Here is a 16498-nt window from a genome sequence, read left to right as displayed (position 1 = left end):
CCCTAAGCCGAGTTTTCAAGGTGCTGCGCCGTCCACTTGGTTTTCGAGACTGGCCTTTTAATTCTAACGTAAAGCCAACCTAGAACGGCGGGGTTTCAGACCCAAAATTTCCGATGATACTACCATGATCATTATTTCTAGGGAGACAGGGAAAGTTTAATAACTTGTTCCCTGTGCCTCTACCCTAGAACCAGTTTGTTAATTGTCTTCTACTCAAAGTCTTTGCGTCCGGGGTTACGGGTAGGATCGCCGGAAAGGAAGCCAAAGATAAAAAGTAAGACAAAGAAGGAAACAACGATATAAACGGCGATTTTTAGGGTTAACATTACTAAGACGTTCTCCTTAGACTAGATTAATTCAATAACAGGGGTGATCATACCTTGACCTACTTTACCCTATTTGGGCGATCCCTGAACAGAGAAAAGCGATCGGTCTTCAGTCGTCAGTTATCAGTTATCAGTTATCAGTTATCAGTTATCAGTGATCAGATAAGTGGGTGGGTGGAATTAAATATAAGATGAACGTAGGTTGGGTTGAAGCATGAAACCCAACGCCCGCTCATGTTACGCTACCGCTAACCTATCCTACAAATAATTGTGCCTCCCTACTTATGAGTTTTTAGTGGACAGTCTGATCAGTGATCGGTGATCGGTTATCAGCCTACTGTTTACCGTTTACTGATCACTGAAAATACGACTAAATAGCCTATTTTTAGCTAATTTATGAATAATATCGGTAAATTATATGTGGTGGGAACGCCGATCGGCAATTTAGACGATCTGACTTTCCGAGCCCTGGCAACTCTCCAAAAAGTCACTCTAATTGCTGCCGAAGATACCAGACACACTGGCAAATTATTGCAGCATTTTGATATTCTGACCCCTCAAATTAGTTACCACGAACATAATCGTCTTTCCCGTCTCGATGAGTTATTAAATATTCTCAGCCAAGGTCAGGATATCGCCTTGGTTACTGATGCGGGAATGCCTGGAATTTCTGACCCGGGTTATGAGTTAATTAAAGCTTGTATAGAAGCTAATATCGAAGTGGTTCCCATCCCCGGAGTAACCGCGGTAATTACTGCTTTAGCGGTGTCGGGATTACCCACGGAAAGATTCTGTTTTGAAGGATTTCTTCCGGGTAAGGAAAAGCTGAAACAAGAGCGCTTAGAGAGTTTAAAAACCGAAACAAGAACGATGGTTTTTTATGAAGCACCTCACAAACTTATTAAGACTTTGGAGGATTTACGCGCAACTTTCGGATCAACGAGAAAGATAGTTTTAGGTCGGGAATTAACCAAGCTTTACGAAGAAATTTGGCGAGGAACTATCGCCGAGGCGATTAATTTATATCAGGAGAATAAAACTCCTAAAGGGGAATTTACGATCGTAGTTATGGGCAACAATCAGGCCGATAATATCCAATTATCCGATGAGGAATTAAAACGGGAATTAAAACAAATTATCGAAGGAGGAGTTAATCGATCGCAAGCCAGCAGACAATTAGCACAGGTTACTAATTTATCCCGCAGTCGTTTATACAAATTAGCCCTAGAAATTTGATGATTATCAATTTTTATTCCCACCGCTAACCCTCGATTACTTAGCCGATTGAAGTAACAAAATTCCCCCAGCAGTTAATCCTAAAATGTTGGGCAACCAAGCGGCCATCAAGGGGGTTAAAACTCCGCCAATGCCTAAGGAACTGGTGACAAAAGATAGGAGATAATAGGAGAAAATTAGGACAATACAAATACCGAAACTGGTGGCTTTATTAGAATTTTGGGGACGTAATCCCAAGGCTGCCCCAATCATCCCAAAAACTAAACAAACAAAGGGTAAAGATATTTTCTGCTCGATTTGAACCTGCAATTTTCTAATTTTGGTAGGATTGCCGCTTAATTGCAGTATTTCTAGGTATTCCCGCGCTTGTCTTAGGGTCATTTCTGAACCATCTCGCGCCCGAAAAGCTAAATCTAAAGGGGTACGCGGTAGGGCTAATTGTTGATGTTGAAAGCGGACAATATTACGATAGGAACCCTTAGGATCAATTAGATAAATTGTGCCGTTATAAAAATCCCAAATATTTTTTTCAATATTCCAAGAAGCTGATTCTGAGGTAATAATTTGATTAACTTCCGGCTGGGTGCGATCGAGAATGGTTAAACCTAGCATCTCTTGACCGTTAAATCTTTCGGCATAAAATAACCTTCTTAATACCGTTTGGGGTTGCCCTCCATCTGGCTGCCGCACTTTGCCGTATTCAGGATAAATAATATTATCTTCAATAAAAGATTTGCGATTTGGTCGCAGGGCTTTGGTCATGGTAGCATTAGCTTCATAACTGGCAGCCGGAGCCACATAATCGTTAAAAACGTAGGTTAATCCCGTCACTATTAAACTTAGCACAATGGCGGGAATTATTAGGCGATAAACACTAATTCCAATACTTTTCAAAGCAATTAATTCGCTATCACTGGCTAAACGACTGTAGGCCATTAAAGCCGCTAAAAGTATCGACATCGGAAAGGCTAAAACGATAAACTCTGGCATTTTTAATAAGAGAATTTTTAAGGCCAAAGTAAAAGGTAAACCCGATTCAGTAATCCGTCGCACTAAATCAAATAGAGTACCGATCGCCACTCCCAAAGAAGTGAATAAACCCATACCAAATAAAAAGGGCAATAATAACTCGACAAAAATATAGCGGTCTAAGATGCTAAATCCGGGTATTCTACTTAAATTTCCTTGCCAATTGCCAACTTTCATGATATAATGCAGCGATTTTTATTAATAACAATTATCGGAAAAAATTATCACCCAAATAATACTGACGCACCAGAGGATTATTATAAAGTTCTTCGCCACTTCCCGCCGCTAAAATCTGCCCTTCGCGCATAATATAAGCCCGATTAGTGATAGCCAAAGTTTCTCGCACATTGTGATCGGTAATTAAAATTCCCATCTGACGCTCCCTTAAACCAGCAATCATCGCTTGAATCTCGGACACGGCGATCGGATCCACCCCGGCGAAAGGTTCATCTAATAATAAAAATCTCGGTCCGTTGACTCCCACCGCTAAAGCGCGAGCTAATTCTGTCCTCCTTCTTTCTCCTCCGGAAACGTAGGCTCCTTTAGTGCGAACAATCTTATCGAGGCGAAATTCTTTTAATAAATCATAGAGACGATTTGCCCGTTGGGAAAAGGGAACCCCCGACTGTTCTAGGGCTAACTGAATATTTTCTGATACAGTTAAATAACGAAAAATACTGGCCTGCTGCGTCAGATAGCCAATACCCAGACGCGCCCTTTGATTAAGGGGTAATTTGGTAATTTCTTTTTGATCGAGCCAAACGCGCCCTTGATTCGGTTTAATTAATCCCGTGGCGATATAAAAAGTTGTGGTTTTCCCCGCACCATTTGGCCCCAATAACCCGACAATTTCCCCCGGGGCAACAGTAATACTCACCCGGTTAACCACGAGCCTTTTACCGTAGGATTTATGGATATTTTCTAATACTAAAGTCATCTTTATCCGGTGTTGGGGTGTGGGGTGTGGGGTGTGGGGTGTGGGGAAGTGGGGGGGTGGGGTGTAGGGTGTGGGGTGTGGGGTGTGGGGTGTGGGGTGTGGGGTGTAGGGTGTGGGGTGTGGGGTGTAGGGTGTAGGGTGTGGGAAGAATAAATAAAAATAATCTCCTGTCTCCTGATTCCTGACTCCTGACTCCTGACTCCTGACTCCTGACTCCTGACTCCTGAGTCCTGACTATCACTGCGGGTTAATAATTGGGGCAGCGGGGAGGGAAGGGGAAGGTATGGGTGCGGGTGTCGGAGAAGCAGCCGGTTGGGGGGAAGTTTCGTTATCTTTGACTAAATAAATTGACTCCACCTGCTGACTGGTTTGGGGAGTAGCGATAAATCTGCCCTCATCGACAAGATAAGTCATCGTTTCGGCGCGGATACTGTTGCCTTCCTGCAAAACGTAAACGTTACCCGTCATCACTAAACGACGTTCGCGGCTAAAATACTGAGCTTGAGCGGAAGTGGCCTGCATTTTGCGGGCAGGATAGAACACTTGTACGTTACCCCGAGCAGTAATTACCCCCGTTTTTGAGTTCGCCTCCTGAATATCCGATCGCACTGTCATGGCATTACCTGGTACAATGTTCTGCTGTGCTTTGACTAGGGGAGAATTGCCCAATCCCATGATTAAGCCAGCAGAAACGAGGGAAACTAGCCATCCTCTGATTTTTGCGTATCTTGCTCTCATAGAAATCTCACCTATAGACGTAATTGTATTGACTAACTAATCTAGCTTTTTAGAGAACGGGATGACTTTTGAGGATTTTCGGCAGAGAACAGATAGATCGATCAAGGTGGGGATGAGGATGTTCCTGATTGTTTTTCATCGCTTCTAGCACTGTCGGTAAAGCTTGGGGATCGAGATTCTGTAAAAAGTTTAATAGATCCAAACTCTCCCCAACCAAGTGCGTCACGTTGATCCCCTCGTAATCGGGTTGATAGTGTTGCAAACGTCTAACCCCTTCTCCCAAAAGAATTACCGCCCCGCGCCAGTTATTATTTTCCAGATGGTAACAAGCGACAGCAATCTGCAAAATGCCTTGATAAAAGGTTTTTTCAGGCTCTGTGGACTCCATCCACAAAGCCTCTAGGGTATCATGACAAGCATAGAATTGCTGGCGATTAAATTCGTCGATTCCTTGGCCAAAAGCGGTGGCTGTCATTACCCTAAACTAATGCCCCTTCATCGATTCGCGGACTTCTTGGATATAGTCGAGGGAAATTATCTGTTCTTCCCCAGCAAACTCGTTATCGGGGGTAATAAATAGCATACAGTGACATTCTTTCCGTTCCCGCATCGGTACACAGGGACAATTCCAGAAAGTATTTTTTACCTCCGCTTCTTTGTCTTCGTAGTGACGACAGGGACATAAAGGAGCGCCTAATTCGTCCTTATGACGCGCTAATCCCTCAATTACTACGGCTGTCACCGAGAGATCGCTACAGAAATAAGTATTTGTACGTCTAGCGTACTGTTCGGCAAAATTCTTCATCGCCTCAAGACTCTTATCCGTGTCTGTGATCTGGCTCATAGTTATCTGATCCCCTTAGCTTTCTAAAAAAAAACTTTTTACTATCCTATCTCGATCCGCTTCCCCTTGGCTGAAGGGAATTTTTAGAATCTCTTTCGATTTGGCGACCGATCCCCTTGTTATTCTAATACGATAAAAAGACTCTCTTTGGCCAAAAGCTCGATTTTTTGGCCCGCAAATCGGAATTATGGGGGCAAAGTTCCTAAAAACCTGTCCTTGATTCCTGCAATCCCTGTCCCCTATCACTACCAGAACATGATTTTATCTTTCTTGGAGACAAATAAAATTTCTGACGATAATACACCTTGGTGGCTGAAAATTACCTCCCTTTCCCCCCACTGTATTTACTATTTTGGTCCCTTTGCTTCTTTTGAGGAAGCACAACAGCATCAGGGGGGTTATCTACAAGATATAGAGTCCGAAGGAGCGCAAGGAATTAGTCTTTCGATAGAGCGGAGTAATCCCCGTTATTTGACCGTTTTTGACGATGGAAGTCAGGATCTAGCTAAAACTTTTGCTTCCCATGCTCGAACCTTTTCTCGCTTTATTTCTTAAGTCTCCCTGTCCTCTTTGTCAACGGCAGAGCGAGCGAGAGCTTTGCCGTGATTGTGGGCGACAATTACAGGCATATCGTCAGAATAACCCGCTTTTTCTCTGGCACGGTTCTATTCCCCTGTTTATCTGGGGACGCTATGAAGGTAAATTAAAACAGGCGATCGCTAAAATGAAATATGATCGCCATCCCGCTCTCGGCTCTTTGCTAGGCAGTTGCATGGGGGAAACTTGGCTCCTTCGTCCTCCCCTCACCGATAAACGTTTGACGGTGATTCCTATCCCTCTCCACCCAGAAAGGTTAAGGGAAAGGGGTTTTAATCAAGCAGAAGTCATTGCCGAGGGTTTTTGTCGTTTAACCGGTTATCCTCTGGCTAGTCGCGGATTAATTCGGATTAAGAACACGGCAGCTTTATTTAGTCTGGCAGCCGAGGAGAGAAAAAAGACGATGCAAGCGGCTTTTCAACTGGGGAAAAATTTACCGAAATCAGTGCCGATTCTCTTAATTGATGATATTTATACCACGGGAACCACGATTGAGGAGGCTGTGCAGGTTTTACAAACAGAGGGATATAGGGTAGTCGGTGCGATCGCTCTTGCCAGTTCCAAAATTAGCTAAAATGCCCAGAGGAATCGGTCTAGGCATTTTAGAGTTAGATTAAATTAAGTCCGTTTGATCTTGTCGTATTGACTGATGAAAATCAAACCGATAGTGGCAGGGATCAGGACGATAACCGCACCTAAAACAAGGCTCCAGAGAAAGTTAGCTAAAGAGGGTGTCATGATAGATAAATCCTTTGTCATATTTTCAAAGACTTAGTTTTTTATCTTATCACCTTGGGCGAGAAGACCTCCAGTTCCACGACCAGATAAATGCGATCGCAGGTTATTATAGCGTTTCCTAAGCTAGTGAGGTACACATATTTTTCTTCCCTTTTGACTTTTGCCTCTTGCCTTTTGCCTAAAACCCATAACTTTTGTACCTCAGCAGACTGAAAAACGCTATATATGTCTTCAATCCCTCAAGATAAAGTCTCCCTTGACTTCTCAAGGGGATAGGGATGTTTGACAATAGGTGATAGTTACAAAACTTTAAACTAGATTGGCAAAGATTTTTATGGCTACTGACGATCGCAAACGGCGCATTCTCGATCATCTCTCCAGAAGTACCACTGGTGCTGACTATATTCCCAAAAAACCGCTGCCAATTGTGGAAACTCCTCCGGTGGCAGCGGAACCCGTGGCAGCGCCGCCTCCAGTAACTCCTTCACCGGAATTAACTGCTAAAGAGCGCAAAAGAAAGATAATGTCCCATCTTTCCATGAGTAGCGAAGATTTTGGCGAAATTACTAGCACTGCCCCCGAAGAAAAGCGCAAACGCCAAATTAATGACCATCTACGCCAAAGCCAAGGATAAATAGTAAGGAGTGAGAATTAGCAACTAGGCATCTTCTAGACTGTTCTCACTCCCTCATTTTCTGCTGTCGATGGGAATAATGACAGTTGTTGCAAATCAGTTCCTCGCTCTGGCAACAAGGGAATTTTAAAGTTAGTAATGAGCGCTTCGGTGATCGGATGACGCAATTTTTCTGTGGAACCCACATGATAAAAATGCTGTTTAGTATAGATATAAAACTTATCAGCACTCCAATTTTTTTTAATTAAAGGATTGCTTCTAAACTGATTACTGTGCCAAGTGGACAAAATAAACCGACAAGCAATATCCTTTAAAATAGTCACCAAACAATCTTCATCCTCTTCAGACCAAGAGTTAAAATAATCGACGTGTCTCCCTAAATAAGGAGGATCGAGATAGATCAAGTCTGTTTTTTGCCAATCAGATAAAGTCTCTCGAAAGTCAGCAACTTGAAAATTATAATCAGTTTTAATAAGAATATTTTCTAGGGCAATAACTTGATTGACTATTTTGGTAATATATGCTTGAGAAAATCGTTCTGATTTATGACAGTAAGGTACGTTAAACTGTCCCTTACGATTGAATCTCATCACGCCATTAAAACAGGAGCGATTGAGAAATAAAAAATCTAGAGAATTAGGAGATTGATTAAATCTTTCTCGTACTTGATAATAATAACTTTCTCCCTGCTCCTTAAGAACTTGACCATTTTCTTGCAAAAAAAGCTTAACAGTTTTACTGGTAATAACTTGATTTTTTAGATTATTATAAAACTGGATAATATGGGTATTTGTGTCCGCAAGTAAAGCCTTTTTGGGATTAATATTAAAAGCCACCACCCCCGATCCAGAAAAGGGTTCTATCCAACGCCCAAAGCTAAGATCAGACACAATATTTTTAACATCTTTTACCAATTTAGTTTTAATTCCTTGACACTTAATCGGTGGCACAAGTGGCGTTAACTTCACTAAACACTCTCCTCATCAATAGTAATCTCTATCCACAGCCAACTTAGCTCCTGTTGGCTCGTGAATAAAGGTCAAATCAGGGTAAAAATTTTGTTGAGATACTAACTCTATCTTTAATTGGTTACATCTAGCAAAATTATCAAATATGGGAAAAAGAAGCAATTCTAGGATTTTGGGGATGATTTTCGTATCAATAGATATAGTATATACTTCTAGGCAGTTTAAATTCAGTACAGCTTATCCCAGAAACCATGAGACTCTTGCTAGAACAAATGAACTAAAAAAAATCTCTCGTCACCATTCTTGTCAGAATTATGAGAATTACGTTACATTTAGTTAAGATTTAATTGGCTGCGGGGATTAATCTCGAAAAAATAACGTAAAATCCTTGACAAAAACAGCTAAATGAGTTAAGCAAAAATCTTTATCCTAGAACCACTAAACAAACATGAAACTATCCTGGAAAACGATTTTACTGTGGACATTGCCCGCCCTCGTGGTCGGTTTTTTCCTCTGGCAAGGCACTTTTGCCACGGCCACCAGTAATATCGGCAATAACACCGCCACTACCCGCATGACCTACGGACGCTTTCTAGAATACCTAGACAGTGGTAGGGTTGTCAGCGTCGATCTCTACGAAGGTGGCAGAACCGCGATCGTACAGGCCCTAGATCCAGAACTAGAAAACCGAGTACAACGCCTACGGGTCGATTTACCGGCCAATTCCCCGGATTTGATCGCCCGTTTACGCGATTCTAAAATTAGTTTCGATGCTCACCCGATGCGGAATGACGGCGCTTGGTGGGGATTCCTCGGTAATCTACTTTTCCCCTTTTTGCTGATTGCCGCTCTCTTTTTCCTGTTCCGCCGTTCTAATAATATCCCAGGCGGTCCGGGTCAAGCGATGAGTTTTGGTAAATCAAAAGCCCGTTTCCAGATGGAAGCGAAAACCGGCATCACCTTTGATGATGTGGCGGGAATTGACGAAGCGAAGGAAGAATTACAGGAAGTCGTCACTTTCCTCAAACAACCGGAGAAATTTACCGCCGTCGGTGCCAAAATCCCCAAAGGAGTCCTGTTAGTTGGCCCTCCCGGTACGGGTAAAACCCTGTTAGCCAAAGCGATCGCCGGTGAAGCGGGTGTACCTTTCTTCAGCATTTCCGGTTCGGAATTTGTGGAAATGTTTGTCGGTGTCGGTGCTTCTCGCGTGCGCGATTTGTTCAAAAAAGCCAAGGAAAATGCTCCCTGTTTGATCTTTATCGATGAAATTGACGCAGTAGGTCGTCAACGGGGTGCCGGTATCGGTGGCGGTAACGATGAACGGGAACAAACCCTGAACCAATTATTGACAGAAATGGACGGTTTCGAGGGGAATACGGGAATTATCATCATTGCCGCCACTAACCGCCCCGATGTTCTCGATTCCGCTCTCATGCGTCCGGGCCGTTTTGATCGGCAAGTAACCGTGGATGCGCCCGATTTTAAAGGTCGTTTAGAGATTTTAGACGTTCATGCCCGCAATAAAAAGCTGGCTAACGACGTTTCCATCGAAGCGATCGCCCGTCGCACTCCGGGGTTCAGTGGAGCAGATTTAGCCAATTTACTGAACGAAGCGGCAATTTTAACCGCCCGTCGTCGCAAAGATGCCATTACCCTCCTAGAGATAGATGACGCGGTAGATCGCGTTATCGCCGGTATGGAAGGTACTCCTTTAGTCGATAGCAAGAGCAAGCGCTTAATCGCTTACCATGAAGTGGGCCATGCGATCGTGGGTACGCTCTTAAAAGATCACGATCCCGTCCAGAAAGTGACTCTGATTCCCCGGGGACAGGCCCAGGGTTTAACTTGGTTCACTCCCAACGAAGAACAGGGTTTAACCACGAAAGCGCAGTTAATGGCCCGGATTTCCGGTGCTTTAGGTGGTCGGGCGGCTGAGGAAGAAATCTTCGGCTATGATGAGGTGACTACCGGTGCCGGTGGTGATTTACAGCAAGTCTCTGATATGGCGCGTCAGATGGTGACTCGTTTCGGGATGAGCGATTTGGGTCCTTTGTCCCTAGAAAGTCAAGGGGGTGAAGTGTTCCTCGGTGGCGGTTTGATGACTCGTTCCGAGTATTCTGAGAAGGTCGCTACTCGCATCGATGATCAGGTGCGATCGATCGTGGAACACTGCCATGAAATTTCTCGACAAATTGTCCGCGATCATCGCGAAGTGATCGATCGAGTGGTGGATCTGCTGATCGAAAAAGAAACGATCAATGGGGAAGAATTCCGGCAAATTGTGGCTGAATACGCCTACGTTCCCGAAAAAGAACAGTTTGTACCACAGTTATAGGTTGATTTCAATCTATAGGCGATCGGGTGGGTTAAAGCTCACCCGATTTTTTTATCCTAGTTAGGGTTTGCTGAATAAATGTGAAATGTAGGCAAGGTAAGAGTTTTGTGGCTTTTTTCGCGAAACAGGTGCAAGATTTTGAGAGAATCGTCGTTCAAAACCTTGCGTCTTCATCGGCCCGCGTCCTGTAGGGGCGAAGCATTCGGACAATCACCTATCGGTGAAACCGTAGATTTTCTAACCGAATGCTTCGCCCGTACTTTTTGCCGCAAACCCTAGTTAAGGGTTCAAAAACGACAAAAATAAGGATTAAATGGCATAAAATCTGTAAATAGACCATTTAATTGATTATTATTCTCATTCTTAATTCTCCTGACTACTGACTACTGGCTACTGACTCCTAACCCTAACAATAATTTTTTGATTTTTACAATTAGTCGTCATCGTCATCGTCATCGTCTTTTTTATCCCGTTGATTATCACCGTCTTTTTGCTGCTTTTCCCCGTCTTTATCGCTATCTTCGTCTTTTTGGGGGGATTCTACCGTGGTAGGGACGGTTTTCGGTTCTTCGGCTTCTTTTCCTCCCTGACAAGCACCTAAAACCGTAGTCAAGGTTAACAGAATCAGCAAAACTAAGGATTTGATTTTCAAGGTCTTTCTCCCCACTCGATCGATAAATATAACAATTTTAAGACTTTTGGGCGGTGGATAGTTTGGCCAATGCCAAGAAAGTGCATTCCCAGACTAAACGGGGTTGAACGTAGGCTAACAGCTGCCGGCGGGTTTTTTCCAAGATTTCTAAAATCGATCGCTCTCGTCGTCGTTGCCAATCCTCATACTGAAGATAACTCACATACCATAATTGGGTTTCCGTGTCAAGAGTTTGGGCGATAATTTTGGCTAATTCCAGTGCTTGGGAGAGTTTTAGGGGAAATTTGCTCAAAGATCGCGGTAAATCTTGGGGGAGACTGTCGAGAAACTCTAAAGCGGCGATCGCTTCTCCGGGGCTACCTTGGGCTAAACCGAGAATTGCCGGATAATTGAGAACGCGAGCTTGTCCGTTAGAGCGGAGGACTTGAGCGAGATTTTCTTCCGAAAGACGCTGAAAAGGGATGTGTTGACAGCGAGAAACGAGAGTAGGTAGTAAAGAGGAGGGACTGGGAGCAATCAGGATTAAAGTGGCTTTTCCCGGTTCCTCAAGCGTTTTTAAGAGGGCATTTGCCGCCGATTCCGTCATGGTGTCTGCTTGCTCGATCACTACCACAGAGCGGGACGATTCCAGGGGAGGACGACTTAAAAAGTTAGTAATCTCGCGAATTTGCTCGATGCGGATTTGCGGGGGGGCTTTACGCTTGAGATTGCTTTCCTGTGCTTCTTTTGCGGTGAGCAGTTTGCCTTGGTGTTGATAAGTGGGTTCAATCCAGAGTAAATCGGGATGATTGCCCCCCAGAAAGCGTTTCAGGATTAATTCCCTTGCTTCCGGCGATCGATCTCTAGTTAACAAGTCTTGACAGAAACATTTTGCGGCCAGATTGCGTCCAATCCCCTTAGCGCCGGCGAATAAGTAAGCGGGAGCGATCGAATTGATTTCAAGCGCTCTTTGTAGTAGTTCAATGGCCTGATTTTGACCGATTAACCGTGACCAATCTATCATCTTTTCCCTGCCATGGCTCGCTATTCCTGTTCTTATTTTGTCGGAATTTCTCCCCATCAGACCGGGTTTTTATACGATGATATCCTAAGTTTGGGTGAATTTGAAATCATCAAGCGCCGGCCCGATGTCTTGCTTTTATCGGAAGTTCCTAACGATGCTCTCTTTCCCCAGTTAGTGAAAGTGGAATTATTTATTCATCCTCCCACTAGCTCGGAACTTCAGATCGATTTATTGGTAAAAAATCATGAATTGCCCCTGAGAACTAATAATCGTTGTCGGCAATTTTTCCAATCTATTCACCAGATTATTACCAAAAATTATCAAGGCCAATCCCTGACCAGAATTACCGCTTAACCCGATTTGTTCCTGTCTCCGTCAACTGACAAAGACGGGGACAAAATACCATCTTGGCTCTCTTAGGTAACGAACCACAAAGACACAGAGGACACAGAGATTGATCGCTCCTGTATCAGTGAAACTTATCACACAAAGAATAAGAGAGCCGCTCTTTTTGGTGCTTGATAGATTGATCGAGAAAAAATCGGTAATTGCTTTAATTTTTGCCTTCCTGGGTCGATTTGAGCGGGGGAAATTGACGACGTAAAAGCAAGGAATTACTCACTACCATAACCGAACTAAAAGCCATTAAAGCTGCTGCTAGGGCCGGACTGAAGGCTAGACCCCAACGGGGCAGTAATAAACCACCGGCAATGGGAATAGCAAAGGTATTATAACCCAAAGCCCAAAAAAGATTTTGTCGGATTTTTTGCCATGTGGCCAGACTTAAATGCAGAGATTGCACCACATCCTCCAGGCGATCGCTAATTAAAACGATCCCAGCCGTTTTTATGGCCACTTCCGTGCCACCGGCCAGAGCAATACCGATGTTAGCCTGTCCTAGTGCAGGAGCGTCATTGATACCATCCCCGACCATAGCCACGATTTTGCCCTCTTTTGTCTGTAGGTCGGCAATTAAGGCGGATTTTTCGGTGGGGGCAACTTCGGCATAAAATTGGCTAATACCCAAACTATTAGCGATCGCTGTCACCACTTCTTGGCGATCACCACTGAGTAAAATCACCTCTAAACCGAGTTTTTGTAACTGATTCACGGTTGTTTGAGCATCGGGACGTAATCGATCCTGAAAAGCGATCGCGCCGAGTAATTGTTCTTCCATCCCCAGATAAATCACCGTTTTACCCGCTTGTAAAAGCTCTTGAATCCCCCAGATAGTTTCATCGATTTTAATGCCGTTCTGGGCTAACCATTGCCGATTTCCCAGAACAATTTTCGACCCCTGCACCCTTGCAGAAACTCCCAATCCGGCCACAGTTTGAAAATCTTCCCCCGTCAGGTTAGTAGGGGGAGTAACCGCGTCTAAAATCGCCCGAGCGAGAGGATGATTAGTACCACTCTCCACTACTGCCGCTAATTGTTGAATTTCCAGGGGATTAAGGATAGAAAAACTCAAACAATCGGTAATTTCCGGATGACCTTGGCTAAGGGTTCCCGTTTTGTCAAAAACCACCGTTTGCAGTTGCGAGACGGTTTCCAAAACATCACCCCCTTTAATTAAAATGCCCCGTTCGGCTGCTAAACTGGTTCCCACCAGTAGGGCCGTCGGTGTGGCTAAACCGAGAGCGCAGGGACAAGCGACCACAAGCACGGAAATCGCTAATTTTAGGGACAAAAGTAGGGGAGAAGTGGGTTGAATCATCTCGTGGTGTCCTGTGGTTGACCCTAACACCTCTGGAAAGAGCCTAGTTCCCCAAAAATACCAAAAGAGCAGCACAATTAGGGCAATTATCATGACTCCGTAGGCAAAATAACCCGCTACCCGGTCCGCTATCTTCTGTACTGGGGCCTTGCGAGTTTGGGCTGATTCCACGGCTGCGATAATCTTAGCTAGGGTGGTATCAGTCCCCACCTGACGAGTTTGCACCGCAATCGCACCAGAGAGATTGAAACTGCCAGCAATGACTAGATCTCCCATTTCCTTGACCACCGGCAGCGATTCCCCCGTTAATAAAGCTTCATCTACCGTGGTTCTTCCCTGAATAATCTCCCCATCCACGGGAATTTTTTCTCCGGGTAAGACGCGCACCCATTCCCCGACGCGCAGCTGTTCCACGGGAATGGCCACGCCCACACGGTCATCTGTACTACCAATCAGGTGAGCCACTGCCGGTTGTAGGGAAGTAAGCGCTTCTAAGTCTGCGGCTGCACGATGACGGGAATGCGCTTCTAGAGTCCGTCCGAGGAGAATAAAACCTAACAGCATGACCGGTTCATCGAAAAAGCACTCTAGACCGAGATTAGGGAAGATAAGAGCCAAACAACTGGCTATATAGGCGCTACCTGTGCCTAAACTAACGAGAGTGTTCATATTTGGCATCCCGTGCCGTAATCCCCGCCAACCATCGATGAAAATATCGCGGCCGGGGAATAAAATGGCTAGGGTGGCTAAAGTCCAGTGAAAAGCAATACTTTGAAGGATGGGGATTTCTGGTCCCCCGATGTGGTGTAAGTGACCAATCAGGGAAAAAACCAGTAAACAACAAGCGATCGCTAATCGGTATAATTGTTGTTGCCGTTCTTTTTGTTGGTTTTGCCGACGTTGATTTTGTTGAGAAAGGGGAGTCGATGAGCTGCGCGGTTGGGTGGGGAATCCAATCGCGGTTAATTTTGCGGCTAACTGCTCTGGTGCGATCGCATCTGGTTGGTATTCAATCACGGCAATTTCCGTGATTAGATTAACTTGGGCCGATTTTACCCCTTGATTTTGGCTGAGTTGTCGTTCTACGGCACTAACACAGCCAGCGCATTTCATGCCTTTTACGTCTAGAGTAGCGGTTTTTAGTCCAGTTTCGGCGGCTAGGATCATAGAAAAAGTAGGCAAGGATGGTCTTTACTTCTATCCTAGAAATTCTCGACGGATTTTTAAACTATTTTAGCGATCTCTTCCTGATTCATTCTCGATCGGCAATAGATCTTGTAGGGTGCGTTAATGAAATGTAACGCACCTTATCTAATGTCCAAAATTCGTGCGTTACGCTGACGCTAACACAGGCTACTGGACTGACACAGCTAAAATAGGGCAATAGATAGGCTCAACTGAGGACATCAATCATGGGAAGATGTAGGCGAGATAAAGTTGATCTGACAGTCGCACAACGAGAAAACTTTGAACAAATCAGTGGGGGAGGGTTCATCACAGAGTACGCTAATCGGCATAACACGCTTATCGTAATATTATACGGAAAACTTCTCGCGATCGCTCCATTTGAGCGTAATATACGGAAAGATTCTTAAAAAAATGTGTATTTGGCGTAATGTACGGAAAATTTCCGCCTAATATATAGTTAGGCCTCATTAGTTCTCAAAGCGTCTCATTGAATGTGAGATGAATATTTTCAAACGAAATGTCCTCTACTGTTATGCCTGAACGCCCATTTCCAATTGAAGATTTTCTCGCATCATTGGCGACTTCTCTAAAAATTCGCGGTGACGCCCGCGCTCTCACGATGATCGTAGAAGGTGATAGTAGATTTGAACAAGCAGAGACAGATTGGGGCATTGATTTCTGGTTACTGTTCATCTCTGTGCCTATTCATATTTTTCAGGCGCTTACTGACGATGAAAGAGTGCAAACAGAGGAAGCGATTTGCGACGTAGGAAAAAGCTTCTTCATCTCAACACCTGTAGATGATCTGAAAAAAGTTATTATTTTCCCCAAAGTCAGTTTTGCCAACGAGGGCTGGCGAGAGGAGGCTTTACGATTTATCAAAGGCGAGGGCGTGACTAATCAGGGCAGAGTGCGGAGCGACAATATAGCCTCAAAAGAGCATCGCGGGCTTTTATTTCGATCAAAAGCAGAAATTGTACTTTTTGAGGCGATGACACGAGCCAAGCTTGCAGTGGCTCCCCTTCCCGTTTTTGTGAGAATCGTTAACGGGTATAACAGGAGGCTAGAACCTGATTTCGTCGTAATCTTCAAAGGGTTAACATTTGTTGTTGAGGTTGATGGTGATTCTTTCCATAAAGAAACGCCTGCTGAAGCGGATAAACGGTTAGTACCTCTCACACACGAAGGAGTCGAGGTACGAAGGATCAGGGCGGCAGATGTAGCAACTGATGCAATGGCAGATAATGCTGTCAAGGAGCTAATTGATTTTATGTCGAAGCGAAAAGAGTCTAGATAAGCTCTTTCTTTTCCATTCCGGCCTAACATCTATTGCACCGGAGAGCGCCCCACGTCGCGTCTGTAGTTCACGGTTACAGGGGCGCGCCCGGTGAACGAATTCGTTAGACAGTGCGATCGCCGATATTGTAGTGCGATCGCCGCTCTGGTAGGGTGCGTTAATGAAATGTAACGCACCTTATCTAATGTTCAAAATTCGTGCGTTACGCTAACGCTAACACACTCTACTGGACTGTTTCAGTGCGATCTTGTAGGGTGCG

General features: G+C 44.5%; 19 protein-coding genes. 7 read left to right on the top strand and 12 right to left on the bottom strand.

What is annotated here, in order from left to right; genetic code table 11:
- Window positions 1–209 precede the first annotated feature (209 nt).
- Window positions 210–326 carry a photosystem II reaction center protein I gene (locus EWV68_RS00385; protein ID WP_002732356.1) on the bottom strand — a complete coding sequence of 39 codons (117 nt, stop codon included), beginning with the start codon at window positions 324–326 and terminating at the stop codon, window positions 210–212.
- A gap of 396 nt (window positions 327–722) precedes the next feature.
- On the opposite strand from EWV68_RS00385, the gene rsmI reads away from it, so the two are divergent.
- Window positions 723–1562: a 16S rRNA (cytidine(1402)-2'-O)-methyltransferase gene (gene rsmI, locus EWV68_RS00380; protein ID WP_287168438.1), complete on the top strand. Its 840-nt coding sequence runs from the start codon at window positions 723–725 to the stop codon at window positions 1560–1562.
- Window positions 1563–1598: 36 nt separating this feature from the next.
- On the opposite strand, the gene EWV68_RS00375 is transcribed toward rsmI, so the two are convergent.
- The 5 genes from EWV68_RS00375 to EWV68_RS00355 form a co-directional block, all read right to left on the bottom strand.
- On the bottom strand, window positions 1599–2768 hold the full coding sequence (locus EWV68_RS00375; RefSeq protein ID WP_287168437.1) for an LptF/LptG family permease: 1170 nt from the start codon (window positions 2766–2768) through the stop codon (window positions 1599–1601).
- Window positions 2769–2799: 31 nt separating this feature from the next.
- Complete coding sequence (gene lptB, locus EWV68_RS00370; RefSeq protein ID WP_061432734.1) at window positions 2800–3528, bottom strand: LPS export ABC transporter ATP-binding protein; 729 nt, start codon at window positions 3526–3528, stop codon at window positions 2800–2802.
- 237 nt (window positions 3529–3765) lie between these two features.
- The gene (locus EWV68_RS00365; RefSeq protein ID WP_061432733.1) at window positions 3766–4266 is read right to left on the bottom strand and encodes an LptA/OstA family protein; all 501 of its coding nucleotides are present in this window, start codon (window positions 4264–4266) and stop codon (window positions 3766–3768) included.
- Between the two features lie 49 nt (window positions 4267–4315).
- Window positions 4316–4741 (bottom strand): DUF309 domain-containing protein, encoded by a 426-nt coding sequence (locus tag EWV68_RS00360; protein WP_287168436.1) that lies wholly within the window; start codon window positions 4739–4741, stop codon window positions 4316–4318.
- Between the two features lie 9 nt (window positions 4742–4750).
- Complete coding sequence (locus EWV68_RS00355; RefSeq protein ID WP_002760795.1) at window positions 4751–5110, bottom strand: ferredoxin thioredoxin reductase catalytic beta subunit; 360 nt, start codon at window positions 5108–5110, stop codon at window positions 4751–4753.
- A 255-nt stretch (window positions 5111–5365) separates the two neighbouring features.
- On the opposite strand from EWV68_RS00355, the gene EWV68_RS00350 reads away from it, so the two are divergent.
- Window positions 5366–5665, top strand: a complete 300-nt coding sequence (locus EWV68_RS00350) for a DUF1816 domain-containing protein (RefSeq protein WP_287168435.1) — start codon at window positions 5366–5368, stop codon at window positions 5663–5665.
- Window positions 5634–6281 carry a ComF family protein gene (locus tag EWV68_RS00345; RefSeq protein ID WP_287168433.1) on the top strand — a complete coding sequence of 216 codons (648 nt, stop codon included), beginning with the start codon at window positions 5634–5636 and terminating at the stop codon, window positions 6279–6281. The genes EWV68_RS00350 and EWV68_RS00345 overlap by 32 nt, the downstream gene beginning before the upstream one ends.
- A gap of 44 nt (window positions 6282–6325) precedes the next feature.
- Here EWV68_RS00345 and psbX read toward each other — a convergent pair whose 3' ends face one another.
- Window positions 6326–6445 carry a photosystem II reaction center X protein gene (gene psbX / locus EWV68_RS00340; protein ID WP_002733679.1) on the bottom strand — a complete coding sequence of 40 codons (120 nt, stop codon included), beginning with the start codon at window positions 6443–6445 and terminating at the stop codon, window positions 6326–6328.
- Window positions 6446–6779: 334 nt separating this feature from the next.
- Here psbX and EWV68_RS00335 point away from each other — a divergent pair, with 334 nt between their 5' ends.
- On the top strand, window positions 6780–7079 hold the full coding sequence (locus EWV68_RS00335) for a hypothetical protein (RefSeq protein WP_002795928.1): 300 nt from the start codon (window positions 6780–6782) through the stop codon (window positions 7077–7079).
- 35 nt (window positions 7080–7114) lie between these two features.
- Here EWV68_RS00335 and EWV68_RS00330 read toward each other — a convergent pair whose 3' ends face one another.
- Window positions 7115–8047: a DNA adenine methylase gene (locus EWV68_RS00330; protein WP_061432728.1), complete on the bottom strand. Its 933-nt coding sequence runs from the start codon at window positions 8045–8047 to the stop codon at window positions 7115–7117.
- A gap of 15 nt (window positions 8048–8062) precedes the next feature.
- On the bottom strand, window positions 8063–8248 hold the full coding sequence (locus EWV68_RS00325; protein ID WP_275576601.1) for a type II restriction endonuclease: 186 nt from the start codon (window positions 8246–8248) through the stop codon (window positions 8063–8065).
- A 247-nt stretch (window positions 8249–8495) separates the two neighbouring features.
- Here EWV68_RS00325 and ftsH2 point away from each other — a divergent pair, with 247 nt between their 5' ends.
- A complete protein-coding gene (gene ftsH2 / locus EWV68_RS00320) occupies window positions 8496–10382 on the top strand; it encodes an ATP-dependent zinc metalloprotease FtsH2 (RefSeq protein WP_287168432.1) in 1887 nt (628 codons plus the stop codon).
- A gap of 433 nt (window positions 10383–10815) precedes the next feature.
- Here the strand turns inward: ftsH2 and EWV68_RS00315 are convergent, their stop codons facing one another.
- Both EWV68_RS00315 and holB read right to left on the bottom strand, forming a co-directional pair.
- Entirely contained in the window at window positions 10816–11034 is a 219-nt protein-coding gene (locus EWV68_RS00315) for a neurohypophysial hormones like protein (protein WP_190718481.1), read from the bottom strand.
- A 37-nt stretch (window positions 11035–11071) separates the two neighbouring features.
- The gene (gene holB / locus EWV68_RS00310; protein ID WP_287168431.1) at window positions 11072–12037 is read right to left on the bottom strand and encodes a DNA polymerase III subunit delta'; all 966 of its coding nucleotides are present in this window, start codon (window positions 12035–12037) and stop codon (window positions 11072–11074) included.
- A 12-nt stretch (window positions 12038–12049) separates the two neighbouring features.
- Here holB and EWV68_RS00305 point away from each other — a divergent pair, with 12 nt between their 5' ends.
- Window positions 12050–12391 (top strand): hypothetical protein, encoded by a 342-nt coding sequence (locus EWV68_RS00305; RefSeq protein ID WP_147071878.1) that lies wholly within the window; start codon window positions 12050–12052, stop codon window positions 12389–12391.
- A 199-nt stretch (window positions 12392–12590) separates the two neighbouring features.
- On the opposite strand, the gene EWV68_RS00300 is transcribed toward EWV68_RS00305, so the two are convergent.
- Window positions 12591–14921: a heavy metal translocating P-type ATPase gene (locus tag EWV68_RS00300; protein WP_287168439.1), complete on the bottom strand. Its 2331-nt coding sequence runs from the start codon at window positions 14919–14921 to the stop codon at window positions 12591–12593.
- Between the two features lie 538 nt (window positions 14922–15459).
- Between EWV68_RS00300 and EWV68_RS00295 the strand changes: the two genes are divergently transcribed.
- The gene (locus tag EWV68_RS00295; protein WP_072319831.1) at window positions 15460–16239 is read left to right on the top strand and encodes a hypothetical protein; all 780 of its coding nucleotides are present in this window, start codon (window positions 15460–15462) and stop codon (window positions 16237–16239) included.
- The last annotated feature ends 259 nt before the right edge of the window (window positions 16240–16498 follow it).

It is taken from the genome of Microcystis sp. M_QC_C_20170808_M9Col (assembly GCF_007095495.1).
In the GTDB taxonomy this organism is placed as follows: domain Bacteria; phylum Cyanobacteriota; class Cyanobacteriia; order Cyanobacteriales; family Microcystaceae; genus Microcystis; species Microcystis aeruginosa.
Note: the sequence above shows the minus strand (reverse complement) of the source record. Positions and strands in the feature narration are given on the sequence as shown.